Source organism: Streptomyces sp. NPDC090499, from assembly GCF_044769305.1.
Classification (GTDB): domain Bacteria; phylum Actinomycetota; class Actinomycetes; order Streptomycetales; family Streptomycetaceae; genus Streptomyces.
This window is the reverse complement of the sequence record NZ_JBIVXP010000004.1, coordinates 18,119-35,446: the sequence shown is the minus strand read 5'-3', so window position 1 is coordinate 35,446 and position 17,328 is coordinate 18,119. Positions and strand designations below refer to the sequence as shown.

The following is a 17,328-nucleotide window of genomic DNA, read 5'->3' as shown; positions in this document are numbered from 1 at the left end:
GCCTGACCTTGCGCTTCTACCTGACCACACACAAACGCCACTGGGTCCGGCTTACCAGCGTCCCGCTGTTCTTGAAGTCCGAGCACTTCGTCAACGCGGCCAAGCTGGATGAGGCGCGCGGCCCGTACGCGGTGGACTCCGGCGGCTTCTCGGAGCTCCAGCGCCACGGCCGATGGACGCGTACGCCGCGTCAGTACGTCGGCGACCTGCGCCGGATATGGGAATGCGTCGGCCCGTACGACTGGGCCGCACCGCAGGACTGGATGTGTGAAGACCTCATCATCCACGGCGGCACGGCCGGACCGAAGAACGTCTTTGTCGGCACCCACCTCAGCGTTCCGGAGCACATCCGCCGCACCGTCGCCAACTTTCTCGAACTGCGCTCCCTCGCCCCCGAACTGCGGATCGCTCCGGTGCTTCAGGGCCGGACGGTCGCGGACTACGAGGGGTGCGCGGATCTCTACGAGCGCGCGGGGGTGGATCTGACCCGCGAACCCACGGTCGGACTCGGATCGGTCTGCCGCCTGCAGTCCACCCGGGAGGGCGCGGCGATCGTGACCGCGATGGCCGCCCGCGGGCTGAAGCTACACGGCTTCGGCTTCAAGATTCTCGGGCTGGAACGGGTCGGTCATCTGCTTGCATCGGCGGACTCCGCCGCCTGGAGCTACCACGCCCGACGCCGGCCGCCACTGCCCGGCCACACGCACAAGAACTGCGCCAACTGCATCGACTACGCGATGCGCTGGCGTGAGCGCGTCATCGGCAGTCTGCCCCCGTGGCAGCAGCCCTTCTTGGACGCGGCCTAGCTACGCCCGTGGGCGGTGGCACTCCCGGACAGGACAGCCCACCGCCCACGGTCTCCGAGTCCCGACGTAGCAGAACAGGAGACCTACAGCATGACCCAACTGCGCGTTTTCGGCGAGGGCCCGTCGGCCCCTGCCACCCGTACGAGGCGAGGGCCCTACGGTGCCGCCACGGCGACGCTGGGGGCGGCATGAGCGCGACCGCCGCACCCCTGCGGGTGGCCCTCGCCCTCGCGGCGGCCGGTGTCCCGGTCCTGCCTCTGCGGGCGGGCAAGGTCCCGTTCGGCAACTGCCGCACCTGCAAGGACAACGCGTGCGGCGGCCGGCCCAACATGAAGACGGCCGGCCCCTGCCAGTGCCCCGCACCGTGCCATGCGTGGGCCGCTGCCACCGTCGACCCGCACGTCCTCACCTCGCCCCTGTGGGCGGCGGTGTGGCGTGAGGCTGTGGCGGTCGCCTACCACCCCGGCGGGGCCGGGCTGACCGTGGTCGACCTGGACAACGCGGCGGCCGTCGCATGGGCCCGCGCCACCCTGCCCGCCACCCGCACCGTTGCCACGACGCGGGGCGAGCACTGGATCTACCAGGGCGCCATGCCGTCATCGAACGCGGTCCGGCCCGGCGTCGACATCAAGTCCCTGACCCAGTACGCCCGGTGGCTCGGTCCCGGAACCGGCCGCATGGCCGTACTCCCGGCGGCCGTCCGCGCCCTGGTCGTGAAGGAAGACACCACCCCCGGCCGGCGCGGGGTGGCCTCTTCTCTCCCCACCCGCGCCCCGTGGAACCGGTCGGTCGCCACTGGGTGCCGTCACACTGAGCGTTACGTCCGTACCGGTCTGGAACGTGGCCTCGCGCTGGTACGGGCCCGCGCCGAATCCGGCGCCGGCTCCCAGGCGTTCGGCGTCGCCCGGTTCCTCGCCGCACAGCACACCGCGTGCCCCGGCCCCTGCGGACTCGCGGCGATCGGCGAGGAGATCACGGCCGCCGCCGTCTCGGTGGGCGTCCCGGAGGCCTACGCGCGCCGCGCGGTCGCCAACGGCCTTGCAGCGGCTGTGGAGCGCGCGGCATGAACAAAGCATCCCGAACCCCCGCGAACGGCCCTCAGGGCGCCATACAGGGCCCGCCAAGGCCGGCCGTGGGCGAACCGAAGGTCGCCGCCCGCAAGGGCGTCCATATCGCTGTTGGCCCTGACCCGCAGACGGTCACTATCACCGGCATCACCCCGGGGCTTCAGATCCAGTGCGAGGGCGTCCCCGTCGCGGACTGGCTCTGCGCCTGCGGGCACCACGAACGCGCCCGGGGCCGTGCCGCCGTCATCAGGCTGACCGCCCGCGTCCGCGTCGGCGTCTGCCCCCACATCACCACCGCCGAAGGGAGGGCCGCGTCATGACTCCACAGCCTGTGGACAACGACCTGTGGGCCGGACTGCCCACCCTGGAAAACCCGCCGGGCGAGGACGACGCAGCACCGGAGGTGTGGGAGGACCCCATCCCCCTCACCGGCCGCCGCGAGCGTCCGCCGTTCCCCGCCCACGTCCTCCCCGCGTGGTTGGGAGAGTACGTGGCGGCCGTCGCGCAGGAGACGCAGACCCCGGTGGACCTCGCCGGTTCGATCGCGCTGGCCGTGCTCGCCACGGCGGCCGGCGGCCGGTCGGTGGTCCACGTGCGCGGCAACTGGCGCGAGCCCACCAACCTCTACACCGTGGTCGCGCTGCCGCCCGCGAACCGCAAGTCGGCCGTCTTCACGCTGCTGACCAACCCCCTCTACGAGGCGGAAAAGCAGCTCAAGACCGCGATGAAGCCGGTGATCGTGGAAGCGGAGCTGACGGCACGCCTGGCCAAGGAAGCGGCCGACAAGGCCGCCGTCAAGGCTGCGTCCGCCGACGGCGACAAGCGCGATGACATGGTGGCCACCGCCGTGGGCCTCGCGCAGACCGCCGACACGCTCACTGTGCCCGCCGAACCGGTCCTGTTGGCGGACGACTCGACACCCGAGACGGTTACCTCGCTCATGGCCGAACAGGGTGGCCGGCTGTCGGTGATGAGCGCTGAGGGCGGCATCTTCGACATCATCGCCGGCCGCTACTCGGGAGCTCCCAACATGGAAGTCTTCCTGAAAGGGCACGCCGGGGACCGGCTGAGGGTGAACCGGCAGACCCGCCGCGAGTACATCGACGCCCCCGCCCTGACCATCGGCCTCGCCGTACAGCCGGACGTCCTGAGGGACATCGGCAAGGTGAAGGGCTTCGAGGGACGCGGACTGCTGGCCCGCTTCCTGTACTCCCTGCCGGTGTCCACGGTCGGCGAACGCGAGATCATCACCGACCCGGTCCCCGAGCAGACCGCTGGCACCTACACCGCCCGGGTCATCGACCTCACCCTGTCCCTTGCGGAGTGGACCGACCCGGCCGTCATCCAGCTCACCCCCGAGGCGGACGCGGCGTTGATCGCGTATCAGGAGCGCATCGAACCGCAGCTCAAGGCGCGCGGCGGCAAGCTGGGGCATATCTCCAACTGGGCCGGAAAGCTCGCCGGGGCGACCGCCCGCATGGCCGCGCTGCTGCACCTCGCCGAACACGGCGGCAACGGCTACGCCCACCCGGTCACCGAAGACACCATGCGCGCAGCGATCGTGCTGGGGGACTACTACACCGCCCACGCCCTCGCCGTGTTCGACGTTATGGGCGCCGACCCGGTCCTGTCCCGGGCCCGCAGCGTGCTGGAAGCGCTGAGGGACAACGGGTGGGAGGACGTCAGTCGGCGGGACGTCTTCAGTGTTCTGTCCCGCAGCGAGGTGAAGACCGTCGCGGACCTGGAACCGGCGCTCGCGCTGCTGGAAGACCACGGCTATCTGCGGTCCTACCAGCCCGAGCGCACCGGTAAGCGCGGACGCCCACCGGCACCCCGCCTCGCCGCCCACCCGTCTCTGCGACACGGCGGCCGGTGACCCCCGCCCGCGCGGACATCCCTTCCCGCACAAACCGCAAAATCCGCAGAAAGCCTCGGACACCGCGCTGACCTGCGACGTGTCCCCGCGCGGACCCCGGCCGGGGGCCCGTCGCACAATCCCGCGATATTCCGCAAAAAACCGAGCGCCGCCCCGTCCACGGGGACCGGCTGACGGCCGCCCCTGATTTTTGCGGAATATCGCGGGTTTCTGCGGAGCGCCACCCGACACCACCCGCGCACCGCATCACCGCAGGTCAACCGCCCTCCCTGGGTTTTCTGCGGATTTTGCGGTTTGTGCGGCGGCACTTGCCCCTGAACTCAGCCTCACAGGAGTGAGCCGTGGACGAACCCACCACCCTGCCCCTCGCCCCCGCCGACGACCCGACCCTGGTTCTCCTCAAGGTCGAAGAGGCCGCCCGCCGACTCCGTGTCGGCCGCACCACCTGCTACGCCCTCATCCGCACCGGCGAACTGGAATCCGTGACGGTCGGCACCCTGCGCAGGGTCCCGGCCGCCGCCGTTCCCGAGTACGTCACCCGTCTCCGTACCGCCCAACGCGCCGCTTGACGACGCCCGGGGCGGCGGCACTCCCGGACAGGACAGCCCGCCGCCCCGGTCTCCATCCCGACACCAAGAAACAGGAGCCTGCCTGTGGCAGAGGACAAGAAGAAGCGCACCCGGCAGCCCAACGGCCGCAGCTCCATCTACCAGGGGAACGACGGGAAGTGGCACGGCCGCGTGACCGTCGGCGTGCGCGACGACGGGAGTCCCGACCGGCGCCACGTCGAACGTAAGACCCGTGCCGAAGTGACGGCCGCCGTCCGTGAACTGGAGAAGCAGCGCGACGCCAAGACCTTGGCCAAGCCGGGCAAACCCTGGACGGTCAAGGCGTGGCTGACCCACTGGGTCGAGACCATCGCCCCGCTCGCCGTGAACGAGAACACGATGGTTGGCTACGGCGTGGCTGTCCGGAAGCACCTGATTCCCGCCCTTGGTGCCCATCGGCTCGACAAGCTCCGGCCGGAGCACATCGAACGCTTCTACGGGAGCATGCAGGCGGACGGTCGTAAGGCCGGAACGATCCACCAGATTCACCGCACCTTCCGCACCGCGCTGAACGAGGCGGTACGGCGTGGCCACCTGGGACGGAACCCTGTCCAACTCGCCAAGGCTCCCCGCCTCCAAGAGGAAGAGGTGGAGCCGTACACCGTCGAAGAGGTGCAACGGCTCTTGCAGACGGCCGACAACTGCCGGAACTCGGCACGGTGGGCGGTGGCACTCGCCCTCGGCCTGCGCCAGGGGGAGGCTCTCGGTCTCAAGTGGGCTGACGTCGACTTGGACCGAGGCGTACTAATGGTCCGGCGGAGCCGTCGCCGACCGCGTTACGCCCATGGGTGCGCGGACCCCTGCGGCCGGAAGGCCGGTTACTGCCCGCAGCGGCAGAGGACGAACCCGGAGACGGCCGACACGAAGTCCCGCGCCGGGCGCCGGGCGGTGGGCCTGCCCGCACAGCTTGTGGATCTGTTGCGAGTTCACCAGATCAGGCAGGAAGCCGAACGCGCGGCGGCCGGGGACGAATGGGTGAACGAAGGGTGGCTCTTCGCGACACCGACCGGTCTGGGCACGTCGCCCCGGACGGATTATGACGACTGGAAGGAGTTGCTCAGCAAAGCGAAGGTGCGAGACGGCCGTCTGCATGATGCTCGTCACACCGCCGCGACCGTCCTGCTGATCCTCGGAGTCTCCGAGCGGGCCGTCATGGGTCTGATGGGGTGGTCCACCACGGCCATGGCCGCGCGGTACCAACACATGGTCGACTCAGTCCGGAACGAGGTTGCCCAACGGGTCGACGGGCTCATCTGGAAGCCGGCCGATGACGGTCCGGACGACGATGACGATGGGCTCTCAGGATCGCTCGTACGGGCCAACTGAGACGGAAACTGAGACGGAAGCCGAAGAGGCGCCTGGTTCGATGAACCGGGCGCCTCTTCTACCTGCGGTAGCGGAGGGATTTGAACCCTCGGTGACTTGCGCCACACTCGCTTTCGAGGCGAGCTCCTTCGGCCGCTCGGACACGCTACCGAGGGAGACCTTACAGCACGGGAGACCGTGCTCGGAAATCGGTATTCGGCGGCCGGGGAAGGCCCCGGCGGCCGGGTCAGCGGGTGCGGAAGAAGTCCGTGAGGAGGCGGGCGGATTCGTCCGCCAGGACGCCCTCGACGACCTCGGGGCGGTGGTTCAGGCGCCGGTCGCGGACGACGTCCCAGAGGGACCCCGCGGCGCCGGCCTTCTCGTCGCGGGCGCCGTAGACGACCCGGTCCACCCGGGACTGGACCAGGGCGCCGGCACACATCGTGCAGGGCTCCAGCGTGACGACCAGGGTGCAGCCGCTGAGCCGCCACTCCCCGAGCGCCGCGGCGGCCCGGCGCAGGGCGAGGACCTCGGCGTGCGCGGTGGGGTCGCCGGTGGCCTCGCGTTCGTTGTGGCCGGCCGCGAGGACCGTCGTACCGTCCGGGGACAGCACGACGGCGCCGACGGGGACGTCCCCGCCCCGGACGGCCCGGCCGGCCTCGTCCAGGGCGAGCCGCATCGCGGCCCGCCAGCGGTCGCGTACCGGGTCGGGGGACCCGGATGCCTCGTGGAGGGTCAGCGGACGGTCTCCAGGACGTCGGAGGCGCCCAGGGCTTCGGCGATCTCGCCGAGCGCGTCCTCGTCCAGGGTGAGCAGTTCCTTCGCGCTCACGCCCAGGTCGTCCAGGATCGCGGCGTCGCCCACCGGGCCGGCCGGCACGGCGGAACCGTCCGCGTCCTCGTCCTCCTCGGCGTCCGGCTCACCGTCCTCGGTGCCGTCGAGGTCGAGGGCGTCCAGGTCGTCGGCGTCGTCCTTGGGCTCCCTTCCGAGCAGTTCGTCGGTGAGCAGGAGCTCGCCGTACGAGCTGCGGGCGGCGGCGGCTGCGTTGGAGACGAAGACCCGGGGGTCCTCCTCCCCGTCGACGCGCACGACGCCGAACCAAGCGTCTTCCTGCTCGATGAAGACGAGCACCGTGTCGTCGGCCTCGGAGGCCGATTCCCGGGCCAGGTCGGCCAGGTCCGACAGGGTCTCCACATCGTCGAGCTCTGTGTCGCTCGCTTCCCACCCGTCTTCGGTGCGCGCGAGCAGTGCGGCGAAGTACACCGTGACTCTCCCACTGGTCTTAGGCGTGCCGGTTGGGGGTCCCCCCGGCGGAGGTTCTGGGCGGGGAGAGCTGTGCTCCGAGCCCCGCCCACTCGGAATCGTGGCAGAAACAAGGCGTTCAGGGGACGTCTTCGGCTCCCTGTGTCTGGCAGTTTTGATCGCACGTATGCAAAGAGCCATCCATGCGCCCGTCAACGCAGTCACCAGCGCACTCGTTGCCGCCACCTGCGGATCGTACGCGGGTTTTCCCGCGGCCCACGCACGGCCTTCCCCGTGACGGACCGCAACGTGCCACAAGGAGTGGATCTTTGCCGAAGGATCGGCTTTACGACTGTTGCCGAGTCCTGCCGTCTCCTGGCGATTCCTACCAGCGGAACGTCCGCATGCGCATCGCGTGCCGCAGCCGGGCCGTCTTGGCGCGGCGGGGCTGGACCCGGTCGCGCAACGCCCGCGCCTCGGCGAGCTCGCGCAGGAACCGGGCCCGGCGGCGGCGCCGCTCGGCCTCCGTCTCACCCTCGGGCGCGCCGTACGCGCCGTCCGGCCGCTCGGGCGGCCCGGGAAGCTCGGGCACGGTCACATCACCCCCAGTCCGACACCTCCACTTTCCCCCGGATGGGGGGTTTGATGCCAGGGTGGGGCTGCGCGGTCGTGCGCGAGGTGGGAGAGGGCGCGGTTACTGTTGTGGACATGCGTCTCCACGTCGTCGACCACCCCCTGGTCGCCCACAAGCTCACCACGCTCCGCGACCAGCGCACCGACTCCGCGACGTTCCGGCGGCTCGCCGACGAACTGGTCACCCTGCTCGCCTACGAGGCGACGCGGGACGTGCGGACCGAGGCCGTCGACATCCGGACCCCGGTGGCCGCCACGACCGGCGTCAAGCTCGCCCGGCCGCGGCCGCTGGTGGTGCCGATCCTGCGGGCCGGGCTCGGCATGCTGGACGGCATGGTGCGGCTGCTGCCGACCGCCGAGGTGGGCTTCCTGGGCATGATCCGCAACGAGGAGACGCTGCAGGCGTCCACGTACGCCTCGCGGATGCCGGAGGACCTCTCCGGGCGCCAGGTGTACGTCCTCGACCCGATGCTGGCCACGGGCGGCACGCTGGTCGCGGCGATCCGCGAGCTCATCAGGCGCGGCGCCGACGACGTGACGGCGGTCGTCCTGCTGGCCGCGCCCGAGGGCGTCGAGCTCATGGAGCGCGAGCTGGCGGGGACGCCGGTCACGGTCGTGACGGCGGCGGTCGACGACCACCTCAACGAGCACGGCTACATCGTGCCGGGGCTGGGCGACGCGGGGGACCGGCTGTACGGCGCGGCCGAGTAGCGGACGGCGCGGCCGAGCAGCGGACGGTCCGTCCGCGCGGGGCGTTCGCCGACGGGGCGTTCGCCTGGGCGCCGTAGGAGTGCGGATGTGCCGACGGCTACGGGTTCGTCGTGGCTTGTCGTGCAGTCCCTCCCCCAGCCTTCGGCTGGGGGACCCCCAGCGCCCCTACGGGGCGCTTGCCGCCGCTGTCAGCAGGTCTTCTTCGAAGTGGATGCGGTCGGGGCGGGGGCGGAGAGGGCTGTGATGGCCTTTGCGGCTGTCGCCTGGGGGGTGAGGGTCTTGAAGGCGTTGCCGATGATCAGGTCGACGGCGGTGCCCTTGCGGCCCGCCTCCGTGCGCTGGTCGGCTGCCGTCACCTGTGTCGCGAGGACCGGGAGCGAGGTCTTCAGGGCGGTGGCCGGGCCGAGCAGTATCGCCGTGCCCTTGACCTTCTGGTCGAACTTCGCCGGAGCGTTGCCGACGTCGCCGATCCTGAAGCCGCGCTTCTTCAGTTCGTCCGCGGTGTCCTTGGCCAGGCCCGTACGGGTCGTGGCGTTGTAGACGTTCACCGTGATCTGGCCCGGCTTCGGCAGCGCCCCGGCTGACGTACCGGCCGACGCTCCGGCCGCGGGGCTGGAGCTGGGGCTGGCGGCGGCCTGTTTGACGCAGTCTCCCGACGAGCCGGCCGCCGAGGCCGTCCCGCCGCCGCCCGTGAAGACGTCGATGAGCTGCAGTGTGCCCCAGCCGACCAGGCCGAGCGCGGTGACGGAGGCGACCACGGAGAGGACGAGCCGGGCACGCCGTCGGCGCGGGCGCATGCGAGGGTATTTGTCCCCTGTGATCCGGTACTGGCCGCCCATGCCGGGGGGAGTCAGCATGCTCATGAGCGCAGCGTAGTGCGCCACGGGTGCGTTGACTAATAGATGATCATCCGACGGCGCACGGTCCAACCCGAAAGGGCCAACCGGCGGCAAATGCCCGATGGCCTACGGGTGTCAGCCGAGTTCGAGCACGCGCGCGTGCAGCACCTGGCGCTGCTGGAGGGCGGCGCGGACCGCGCGGTGCAGCCCGTCCTCCAGGTACAGGTCGCCCTGCCACTTCACGACGTGCGCGAAGAGGTCGCCGTAGAACGTCGAGTCCTCGGCGAGGAGGGTCTCCAGGTCGAGCTGCCCCTTGGTCGTCACGAGCTGATCGAGGCGGACCGGGCGCGGTGCGACGTCCGCCCACTGCCGGGTGCTCTCCCGGCCGTGGTCGGGGTACGGCCGGCCGTTTCCGATGCGCTTGAAGATCACACGGAAAGCCTACCGGTCCAGACGTTCCGGGCGCAGCCATGGCGACCGAGTGCGACGCTGGAAAAGACACCGTAAAGGTAATAAAACGCGCTAAACGGGAACAGGGGGTCCGATGATGAGCTCCGGTGGCGCCGACGAAGCGAGCGTCGAGGACCCCGCGGGCGTCGCCGATCCGGTGGTCGCCGGGATCGCCGCCGGGTACGCCTTCGCCGGTCAGGCCCTGGATCTCGGCGCTGTTCTCCGGGACGGCCGGTGCTTTCCCGGCGCGCAGGTCCGCATCCCCCTCCCCATGCTCAACCGCCACGGCCTGGTCGCCGGCGCCACCGGCACCGGCAAGACCAAGACGCTCCAGCTGATCGCCGAGCAGCTCTCGGCGCACGGCGTCCCGGTGTTCCTGGCGGACGTCAAGGGCGACCTGTCCGGCATCGCCAGACCCGAGCAGCCGGACGCCAGGGTCGAGGGCCGGGCGGCCGAGGTCGGCCGGCAGTGGACGGCGACCGGCTTCCCCGCGGAGTTCCTCGCGCTCGGCGGCCTCGGCCACGGCGTCCCGGTCCGCGCCACGATCACCAGCTTCGGCCCGCTGCTGCTCGCCAAGGTGCTCCAGCTCAACCGGACCCAGGAGCAGTCCCTCGGCCTGATCTTCCACTACGCCGACACCAAGGGCCTGGAGCTGATCGACCTCAAGGACCTCAGGGCGGTGGTCGCTTTCCTCACCTCCGCCGAGGGCAAGGCGGAGCTGAAGGACATCGGCGGCCTGTCGACAGCCACCGCCGGGGTGATCCTGCGCGCGCTCACCGCCTTCGAGGCCCAGGGCATGGCGGACTTCTTCGGCGAGCCGGAGTTCGACACCGCCGACCTCCTGCGCACGGCACCGGACGGCCGCGGCATCGTCTCGGTCCTGGAACTCCCCGGCGTCCAGGACAAGCCCCTCCTCTTCTCCACCTTCCTGATGTGGCTGCTCGCCGATCTCTTCCACGACCTCCCCGAGATCGGCGACGCCGACCGGCCCAGGCTGGTCTTCTTCTTCGACGAGGCGCACCTGCTGTTCGACGAGGCCTCGAAGACGTTCCTGGACTCGATCACGCAGACCGTGCGCCTCATTCGCTCGAAAGGGGTCGGCGTCTTCTTCGTGACGCAGACCCCGAAGGACGTACCGTCCGACGTCCTCGGCCAGCTCGGCAACCGCGTCCAGCACGCGCTCAGGGCCTTCACCCCGGAGGACCAGAAGGCGCTGCGGGCCACCGTGCAGACCTTCCCGAAGTCGTCGTACGACCTCGAAGAGCTGCTCACCGGGCTCGGCACCGGCGAGGCCGTGGTGACCGTGCTCGGCGAGACGGGCGCCCCGACACCGGTCGCGGCGACCCGGCTGCGGGCCCCCGAGTCGCTGATGGGGCCGCTTGACGCGGCGGAGCTGGACGCGGCGGTGCGCGGGTCCGCGCTGCACGGACGTTATGCACAGGCTGTGGACCGGGAGTCGGCGTACGAGAAGCTGCAGCGGCCGCCGGCCGAGCCGCAACCCCCTGCGGCCCGCGCAGAGGGAGCGCGCAGAGAAGAACCGTCGCTGGTCGAGCAAGTGGTCGGCAGCGGGATGTTCAGGTCCCTCGCCCGGTCGGTGGGCACGCAACTCGGCCGTGAGATCACCCGGTCGCTGTTCGGCACGGCCCGCCGACGCCGGTGAGCCGGGCGCCCGCACAGGGCACCCGGCTCGGCCACGGCTCGACGACGGCTCAGCTCCGCGGGATCAACCGCGTTTCTGCTCCGGCGGCCGCGGCTGCGGCGGTTCGGCCGTCTTCGTCTCCGGTTTCGGTGTGCTGCGCACGGCTTCCGCGCGCAGCAGGGCGCGCAGGACCGCGTACGGGTCTGAGGAGGACATGACTGTGTTCCTTGCGTAGAGCCGGCTGAGCTGACTGACCTGGGGGAGCGCGGGACAGGCCGGTCTCTCAGCAGCGCAGGACCACGGTGCGCAGGAGGGGCGTGGCGTACGGCGGCCGCGGTGCCGTCGGGCAGGGCCGGTGGCGGTCCACCGGGCCGCCGGGGGCCGGGTCGGGAAGCGGTGCGGGGCGCTGGGGTACGTCGGCGCGGTCGACGGGGCGGGCGGGCGGCCGTAGCGGGACGTCGGGTACGTCGTGCTCGACGGTCTCCGCCGAGACGGCCGGGGCGGCCGCGGCGAGCGCCTCGGCCGCCGTCGGGACGGCGGCCAGCAGCAGGGCGAGCAGCAGCACGAGCACCCGGGGCCAGGCGGGGCCCGGCCGGGGGCGGCGTCCGCTCGGGGGACCGCTGCTCATGCCGGTCATCTCCCCCCGAAGTGGGCGGTGTTCATCGTGCGGGGCACGAGAACCGCTCGCTCGGCGTACCTACGGGGCGCGAGGTTGACGAAGCGCAGGGGGTGACGGCGACGACGCGGACGGGGATGGGCATGTGGGCGGGGGCGGGACCTGTGCCGCTCATGTGCTCCGCGCCGTCCAGCAGGGCCGCATCGTCCAGCAGGGCCGCGCCGCTCATGAGACCCGCGCCCATGAGGCCCGCGCACGCGAGCCCCGCGTCCACGAGGCCCGCGCCGGCGAGGCCGGGGTTCACAGGGCCTGCGGAATCTGCTTGGCGCGGACGCGGATGCCGAACGCCGTGACGATCTCGACGACGCCCACGACGACCAGCCAGATACCGGCGACCAGGGTGAGCACCGCGACCGACTTGAACGGCGAGACGATCAGCACGACGCCGGCGACGAACGTGACGATCCCGAGGAAGATCTGCCAGCCCCGCGCGGGCATCCGGGAGTCGGAGACGGCGGCCATGGTCTGCGTGATCCCGCGGATCAGCCAGCCGATGCCGATCCAGAGAGCGAGCAGCAGGATCGACTCCAGGGGGCCGCGGAAGCAGAAGAGGCCCAGCATGATCATCAGCGCGCCGCTGATGAAGGCCAGCACGCGCAGCGAGGTCGCCCGGTGCGTGCCGAACGCGGCGACCAGCTGGAAGACACCGGCGATCAGCAGGTAGATGCCGAAGAGCACACCGGCGGCGAGCAGCGAGGCGCCGGGCCAGACGAGGACCAGGACGCCGAGGATCAGGGAGGCGATCCCGGTGAGCAGGACGATCTGCCAGGCGGCCCGGGAGAGGGCGTGCAGCGGTCCTTCGAAGGGCGGTTCGGGCTCATGCCGAGCGGTGCCGGTGGCGTGCGCCTTCCGGTCGTCGTCGGCGGGGCCGGTGCTGGGGGGCTCGGTCATGGTTCCAGCTGAGACCGGGGAGAGCGGCGGTGCCAGCAGGGAGGGGCTGATCGGATGACGCCCGGAAAATCTTGATGGAGCCCTGTGGAGCCGGTGGAGCCGGTGGAGCCCGGTGGAGCCCGGAGGACTTGCGGACTCCGGAGGACTTCGGCGGATCCGGCCGGACTCAGGTGGATCCTGGGCGGACGCAGCCGGACCTAGGTGGATCCCCAGCGGGCACAGCCGGACTCAGGTGCATCCCCGGCATCCCCGGCGGCCCCGGCATCCCCGGCGGCCCCGGCATCCCCGGTGGCCCCGGCATCCCCGGTGGCCCCGGCATCCCCGGCGGCCCCGGCATCCCCGGTGGCCCCGGCATCCCCGGCGGCCCCGGTGGACCCCGGCCGCCCCGCCCGGCACCCCTACGGCTTGGCCCCGCCCTTCGCGGCCTTCGCCGCCGCCTTCAGCTCCTGCTTGTGGGCCCGCACCTTCGCCAGCGACTCGGGCCCGGTGATGTCGGCCACCGACCGGTACGCCGCCGCCTCCCCGTACGCCCCGGCCGCCTCCCGCCACCCCGTCGGCGTCACCCCCAGCTGCTTGCCCAGCAGCGCCAGGAAGATCTGGGCCTTCTGCTTCCCGAACCCGGGCAGTTCCTGGAGCCGCCGGAGCAGCTCCGTCCCGCTGTCGGCGTCACGCCAGATGCCCTCGGCGGCACCGTCGTAGTGCTCGACGAGGTACTGACACAGCTGCTGGATCCGCTTGGCCATGGAGCCGGGATACCGGTGCACGGCCGGCTTCTCGGCGAGCAGCGCGGCGAACGCCTCCGGGTCCTGGGCGGCGATCTCGTGGGCGTCCAGGTCGTCCGTGCCCATGCGCCGGGCGATGGTCGCCGGCCCCTTGAACGCCCACTCCATCGGCACCTGTTGGTCGAGCAGCATGCCGGTGAGCGCGGCGAGCCTGCTGCGGCTGAGGAGTTCGTCGGCCTCGGGGTCCTGGGCGAGGTGCAGGGCGGGGGAGTCGGTGTCGGCGTCCATGGCTCGATGATCCCGCGCCCGGACCGGCGCCGCGCGCTCGCCGCCGCTCGCGCTCCCCCGGCCTCCGCGACTCCCGCACCCCTCACGTACGATTTCTCCGCGATTCAGCTTAGGTAAGGCTAACCTCAGGCAAGGGGGTCACAAGGTGGCCATCGAGACGTACCGCGACGCCTGGGGCATCCCGCATCTGCGGGCGGCCGACGCCCTCGAACTCGCCCGTGCGCAGGGCCGGGTCACCGCCCATGACCGGGCCTGGCAGCTGGAGACGGAACGGCACCGCGCGCAGGGCACGACGGCGTCCTTCCTCGGCGCCACGGCCCTCGCCTGGGACGTCTTCGCCCGCCGGGCCCGCCTGGCGGACACCGCGAGACGCTGCTTCGAGGCGCTGGATAGACGGGACCCGGAGACGGCCCGGTGGGTACGGGCGTACACGGCCGGCGTCAACGAGGGCCTGCCGGCGGGCGCCGCCCGCACCCCGGAGTTCGCCCGCACCGGCCTGGTCCCCGGCAGCTGGGAGCCCTGGCATCCCCTGGGCGTCTGGCTGACCACCCACATCCTGTTCGCCGGTTTCCCGGCCAAGCTGTGGCGCGAGGAGTTGATACGGCACCTGGGCGAGGAGGCGGTCCCGCTCTTCGCCACGGACGGCCCGGGTACCTCGGGCAGCAACGGCTGGCTCCTCGCCGGTTCCCGCACCACCACCGGCCGCCCCCTCCTCGCCGGCGACCCGCACCGCTTCATCGAGGCACCCGGCGTCTACCAGCAGATCCGCCTCTCCTGCCCGGAGTTCGACGTCATCGGCCTGGCGGTCCCGGGCGTCCCCGGCATCGCCCACTTCGCCCACGCGGGCACGGTCGCCTGGTCCATCACCAACGCGATGGCCGACTACCAGGACCTCTACCGGGAGCGCCTGCGGCGCACGGAGACCGGCGTGGAGTCCCTCGCCCCGGACGGCACCTGGACCCCGGCCGACCGCCACACGGAGACGATCGAGGTCTCCGGCGACCCGCCGGTCGAGATCGAGGTGCTCGAAACACCCCGGGGCCCGGTCATCTCCGGGTGGCCGGGGACGGAAGCGGAGACGGGGACCAGCAAAGAGACGGGGCCGGGGACGGGGAAGCCGAAGGAGTGGGCGGCCGCCGACGGCGCTCGGCCCCCGCAGGGGCAGCCCGCACCCGACGACGAAAGCCGCACGCGTGGTGCGGCTGGGAAGGCATCCGCCGATGGCGAAGCCGAGGCGTTGGCGCTCCGCTACCCGCCCCGCGTCACCGGGGACCTCGGCTTCAGCGCCCTGCTCCCCCTCCTCCGCGCCCGCCACGTCACCGACGTCGACCGGGCCTTCGACGCCTGGGCCGAACCCGTCAACGTCGTGCACGCCGCCGACACCGACGGCGGCCTCCTCCACCGCGTCGCCGGCCGCGTCCCCGTCCGGTCCCGCACCAACCGCACCCGCCTCGCCCCCGCCTGGCTCCCCGGCCACGACTGGCAGGGCTGGCACGAGATGCCGTACGGCGACCTCACGGACGGCGTGGCCGTGATGGCCAACCAGCGCGGCCCGGCCGCCGCCCTCGGCGTCGAGTTCGCCCCGCCGCACCGCGCCGACCGCATCCGTGCCCTCCTCGACGAGCGCCGCACCTGGTCCGCCGCCGGCCTGCCCGCGATCCACACCGACACCCACCTGGCCTCCGCCGCCCCCCTCCTCGACCATCTGGCCGCCCTCCACGACCTGACCCCCGAGGCCGGCGCGCTCCGTGACCGTCTCCTCGCCTGGGACCGCCGGATGGACGCCGACAGCACCGACGCCGCCGCCTACGCGGCCGTACGCTCCGCCGTCGTACGGCAGCTCGCCGCCCACCCCGTCTTCGCCGCGCTCGCCGACCCCCCGGCCCACCCCGAGGTCCTGCTGCCCTGGCTGGCCCTCACCCCCCGGATCGCCTTCGCCCTCGAACACCTCCTGAGGGCGGCGGAGCTGTACGGCGTCGACCGCCCCGCCGCCGTCCGCGCGGCCGTGCAGGAGGTCGCGGCCGACCCGCCCGCCGGCACCTGGGGCGACACCCACCGCCTCGCTCCCTGGCAGGCGCTGCCCGGCCCGTCGCCGTACGACGGACCGGCGCTGTCCGGCGACCACGACTGCGTGCTGTGCACCTCCGCCGTGCCCGGCCTCACCGACCGCTCCGCACGCGGCCCGGCCGCCCGCTACGTCTGGGACCTGGCCCGCCGCGACGACAGCCTCTGGGTGGTCCCGCTCGGCGCGGACGGCGTTCCCGGTGCCTCCCACCACCTCGACCAACTCCCCCTGTGGCTCAAGGGAGAACTGGCCCCGGTCGTCACCGACTGGGCCCGGCTGGACCGCGTAGACCTCACTGATCCCACAAACCCCACGGAGAGCACCGATGCCTGAGCGCGTCTTCGATCACCCCGTCCCCGGCTTCGGCACCGTCCGGCTCCGCCCCCTCGACCCCGAGCGCGACGCGGCCGTCGTGCACGCCTGGGTCGACGCGGAACGCGCCGCCTTCTGGGGCATGACCGGCCTCACCCGCGCCCAGGTCGCCGAGATCTACGCCCACATGGCGACCCTCGACACCCATCACGCCCACCTCGCCGAGAAGGACGGCATCCCGGTCGGTGTCCTCCAGACGTACGAGCCGGCGGCCGACCGGGTGGGCGAGTGCTACGACGTCCGCCCGGGTGACATCGGCGTCCACGTCCTCCTCGCCCCGGCCGGACCCGAAGGCCCCCGACCCGGTTGGACGGAGGCACTGCTGACCGCCTTCACGGCGTACGTGCTGCTCGCTCGGGACCGCCACCGCATCGTCGTGGACCCGGACGTCCGCAACGAGAAGGCGATCGCCCGCTTCCGGCGCCAGGGTTTCGAGCTCGGCCCGGCCGTCGTCCTTCCCGAGATCGACCTCCCCGACGTCCACCTGCCCGAGAAGCACGCTCAACTGGCTTTCCTCACCCGGCCGGTAGCCTTCCCGGGTGACCTCCCCGATTCCGGGCCCCAGCCCGGTTCCGAGCCCGAAGCCGACCCCCGATGACCTCATCGCCCACTACGGCCTGGAGCCGATCCCCCGCGAGGGCGGCCTGTTCCGGGAGACCTGGGCCGGTCCCGCACGCGCCGACGGCCGCCCCGAGGGCACCGCGATCGTGGTCCTCCTCACCGCCGACGACTTCTCGGCCCTGCACCGTCTCCCCACCGACGAGATCTGGCACTTCTACCTGGGCGACCCGCTGGAACTCCTGCTCCTCGACCCCGACGGCACCACCCGCACCCCCGTCCTCGGCCCCGGCCTGCTCGGCGGCCAGCACATCCAGCTGACCGTCCCGGCCGGCACCTGGATGGGCGCCCGGGTGCCGGCCCCGGGTGCCTGGACCCTGTTCGGCTGCACCATGGCCCCCGGATTCACCTTCGAGGGGTACGAACACGGGAACGCGGCCGACCTCACGGCGCGTTACCCCTCCGAAGCCGCCCGCATCGCGGAACTCTGCCGTCCTTGACCCACCTGCTCGACGGACAGACCGCCCTGGTCACGGGCGCGACCGGCCCCCACCCCCACTCCACTCCCTGACCCACCCAC

Annotated in this window: 21 protein-coding genes and 1 tRNA gene; 11 read left to right on the top strand and 11 right to left on the bottom strand. The window is 72.2% G+C overall.

Annotated features, from left to right (window positions below; genetic code table 11):
- Nucleotides 1-8 precede the first annotated feature (8 nt).
- The 6 genes from ACIQVL_RS15830 to ACIQVL_RS15805 all read left to right on the top strand — a co-directional run bounded on the left by ACIQVL_RS15830 (nt 9) and on the right by ACIQVL_RS15805 (nt 5,683).
- Entirely contained in the window at nt 9-806 is a 798-nt protein-coding gene (locus ACIQVL_RS15830; protein WP_403475557.1) for a hypothetical protein, read from the top strand.
- 188 nt (nt 807-994) lie between these two features.
- Nucleotides 995-1,873: a bifunctional DNA primase/polymerase gene (locus tag ACIQVL_RS15825; RefSeq protein ID WP_403475556.1), complete on the top strand. Its 879-nt coding sequence runs from the start codon at nt 995-997 to the stop codon at nt 1,871-1,873.
- 65 nt (nt 1,874-1,938) lie between these two features.
- Nucleotides 1,939-2,193 (top strand): hypothetical protein, encoded by a 255-nt coding sequence (locus ACIQVL_RS15820; protein ID WP_403475555.1) that lies wholly within the window; start codon nt 1,939-1,941, stop codon nt 2,191-2,193.
- On the top strand, nt 2,190-3,749 hold the full coding sequence (locus ACIQVL_RS15815; RefSeq protein WP_403475554.1) for a YfjI family protein: 1,560 nt from the start codon (nt 2,190-2,192) through the stop codon (nt 3,747-3,749). Before ACIQVL_RS15820 ends, ACIQVL_RS15815 begins: the two co-directional genes overlap by 4 nt.
- 341 nt (nt 3,750-4,090) lie before the next feature.
- Nucleotides 4,091-4,318, top strand: coding sequence for an excisionase family DNA-binding protein (locus ACIQVL_RS15810; protein ID WP_403251698.1), 228 nt, complete (start codon nt 4,091-4,093; stop codon nt 4,316-4,318).
- Nucleotides 4,319-4,402: 84 nt separating this feature from the next.
- Nucleotides 4,403-5,683 carry a tyrosine-type recombinase/integrase gene (locus tag ACIQVL_RS15805; RefSeq protein WP_403475553.1) on the top strand — a complete coding sequence of 427 codons (1,281 nt, stop codon included), beginning with the start codon at nt 4,403-4,405 and terminating at the stop codon, nt 5,681-5,683.
- Between the two features lie 65 nt (nt 5,684-5,748).
- Here ACIQVL_RS15805 and ACIQVL_RS15800 read toward each other — a convergent pair.
- The 4 genes from ACIQVL_RS15800 to ACIQVL_RS15785 form a co-directional block, all read right to left on the bottom strand.
- Nucleotides 5,749-5,833 (bottom strand) — tRNA-Ser (locus ACIQVL_RS15800).
- Between the two features lie 76 nt (nt 5,834-5,909).
- Nucleotides 5,910-6,341: a tRNA adenosine(34) deaminase TadA gene (tadA, locus tag ACIQVL_RS15795; RefSeq protein ID WP_403428250.1), complete on the bottom strand. Its 432-nt coding sequence runs from the start codon at nt 6,339-6,341 to the stop codon at nt 5,910-5,912.
- Nucleotides 6,342-6,397: 56 nt separating this feature from the next.
- Nucleotides 6,398-6,925, bottom strand: coding sequence for a hypothetical protein (locus ACIQVL_RS15790; RefSeq protein WP_403428248.1), 528 nt, complete (start codon nt 6,923-6,925; stop codon nt 6,398-6,400).
- 364 nt (nt 6,926-7,289) lie between these two features.
- Nucleotides 7,290-7,496, bottom strand: coding sequence for a hypothetical protein (locus ACIQVL_RS15785; RefSeq protein ID WP_403428246.1), 207 nt, complete (start codon nt 7,494-7,496; stop codon nt 7,290-7,292).
- Between the two features lie 116 nt (nt 7,497-7,612).
- Here ACIQVL_RS15785 and upp point away from each other — a divergent pair, with 116 nt between their 5' ends.
- Complete coding sequence (gene upp, locus ACIQVL_RS15780; protein WP_382724694.1) at nt 7,613-8,248, top strand: uracil phosphoribosyltransferase; 636 nt, start codon at nt 7,613-7,615, stop codon at nt 8,246-8,248.
- A 188-nt stretch (nt 8,249-8,436) separates the two neighbouring features.
- Here the strand turns inward: upp and ACIQVL_RS15775 are convergent, their stop codons facing one another.
- Nucleotides 8,437-9,111: a LytR C-terminal domain-containing protein gene (locus tag ACIQVL_RS15775; RefSeq protein ID WP_403428244.1), complete on the bottom strand. Its 675-nt coding sequence runs from the start codon at nt 9,109-9,111 to the stop codon at nt 8,437-8,439.
- Between the two features lie 111 nt (nt 9,112-9,222).
- Nucleotides 9,223-9,519, bottom strand: coding sequence for a type II toxin-antitoxin system VapB family antitoxin (locus ACIQVL_RS15770; protein ID WP_003955420.1), 297 nt, complete (start codon nt 9,517-9,519; stop codon nt 9,223-9,225).
- Nucleotides 9,520-9,634: 115 nt separating this feature from the next.
- On the opposite strand from ACIQVL_RS15770, the gene ACIQVL_RS15765 reads away from it, so the two are divergent.
- Complete coding sequence (locus ACIQVL_RS15765; protein ID WP_403475907.1) at nt 9,635-11,197, top strand: helicase HerA-like domain-containing protein; 1,563 nt, start codon at nt 9,635-9,637, stop codon at nt 11,195-11,197.
- Nucleotides 11,198-11,260: 63 nt separating this feature from the next.
- On the opposite strand, the gene ACIQVL_RS15760 is transcribed toward ACIQVL_RS15765, so the two are convergent.
- The 5 genes from ACIQVL_RS15760 to ACIQVL_RS15740 form a co-directional block, all read right to left on the bottom strand.
- Nucleotides 11,261-11,392 carry a hypothetical protein gene (locus tag ACIQVL_RS15760; protein WP_403428242.1) on the bottom strand — a complete coding sequence of 44 codons (132 nt, stop codon included), beginning with the start codon at nt 11,390-11,392 and terminating at the stop codon, nt 11,261-11,263.
- Between the two features lie 67 nt (nt 11,393-11,459).
- The gene (locus tag ACIQVL_RS15755) at nt 11,460-11,804 is read right to left on the bottom strand and encodes a hypothetical protein (protein WP_403428240.1); all 345 of its coding nucleotides are present in this window, start codon (nt 11,802-11,804) and stop codon (nt 11,460-11,462) included.
- A gap of 31 nt (nt 11,805-11,835) precedes the next feature.
- On the bottom strand, nt 11,836-12,096 hold the full coding sequence (locus tag ACIQVL_RS15750; protein ID WP_403428238.1) for a hypothetical protein: 261 nt from the start codon (nt 12,094-12,096) through the stop codon (nt 11,836-11,838).
- Entirely contained in the window at nt 12,093-12,743 is a 651-nt protein-coding gene (locus ACIQVL_RS15745) for an HdeD family acid-resistance protein (RefSeq protein ID WP_403428235.1), read from the bottom strand. Before ACIQVL_RS15745 ends, ACIQVL_RS15750 begins: the two co-directional genes overlap by 4 nt.
- A gap of 398 nt (nt 12,744-13,141) precedes the next feature.
- Nucleotides 13,142-13,753: an HhH-GPD-type base excision DNA repair protein gene (locus ACIQVL_RS15740; RefSeq protein WP_403428233.1), complete on the bottom strand. Its 612-nt coding sequence runs from the start codon at nt 13,751-13,753 to the stop codon at nt 13,142-13,144.
- A 145-nt stretch (nt 13,754-13,898) separates the two neighbouring features.
- On the opposite strand from ACIQVL_RS15740, the gene ACIQVL_RS15735 reads away from it, so the two are divergent.
- Genes ACIQVL_RS15735 through ACIQVL_RS15725 form a run of 3 tightly spaced genes read left to right on the top strand, consistent with a single transcriptional unit; the run spans nt 13,899 to nt 17,248 of the window.
- Nucleotides 13,899-16,151, top strand: a complete 2,253-nt coding sequence (locus ACIQVL_RS15735) for a penicillin acylase family protein (protein WP_403475552.1) — start codon at nt 13,899-13,901, stop codon at nt 16,149-16,151.
- Complete coding sequence (locus tag ACIQVL_RS15730; protein WP_403428228.1) at nt 16,144-16,788, top strand: GNAT family N-acetyltransferase; 645 nt, start codon at nt 16,144-16,146, stop codon at nt 16,786-16,788. The genes ACIQVL_RS15735 and ACIQVL_RS15730 overlap by 8 nt, the downstream gene beginning before the upstream one ends.
- Nucleotides 16,730-17,248, top strand: coding sequence for a cupin domain-containing protein (locus ACIQVL_RS15725; RefSeq protein ID WP_403475551.1), 519 nt, complete (start codon nt 16,730-16,732; stop codon nt 17,246-17,248). The genes ACIQVL_RS15730 and ACIQVL_RS15725 overlap by 59 nt, the downstream gene beginning before the upstream one ends.
- Nucleotides 17,249-17,328 lie beyond the last annotated feature (80 nt).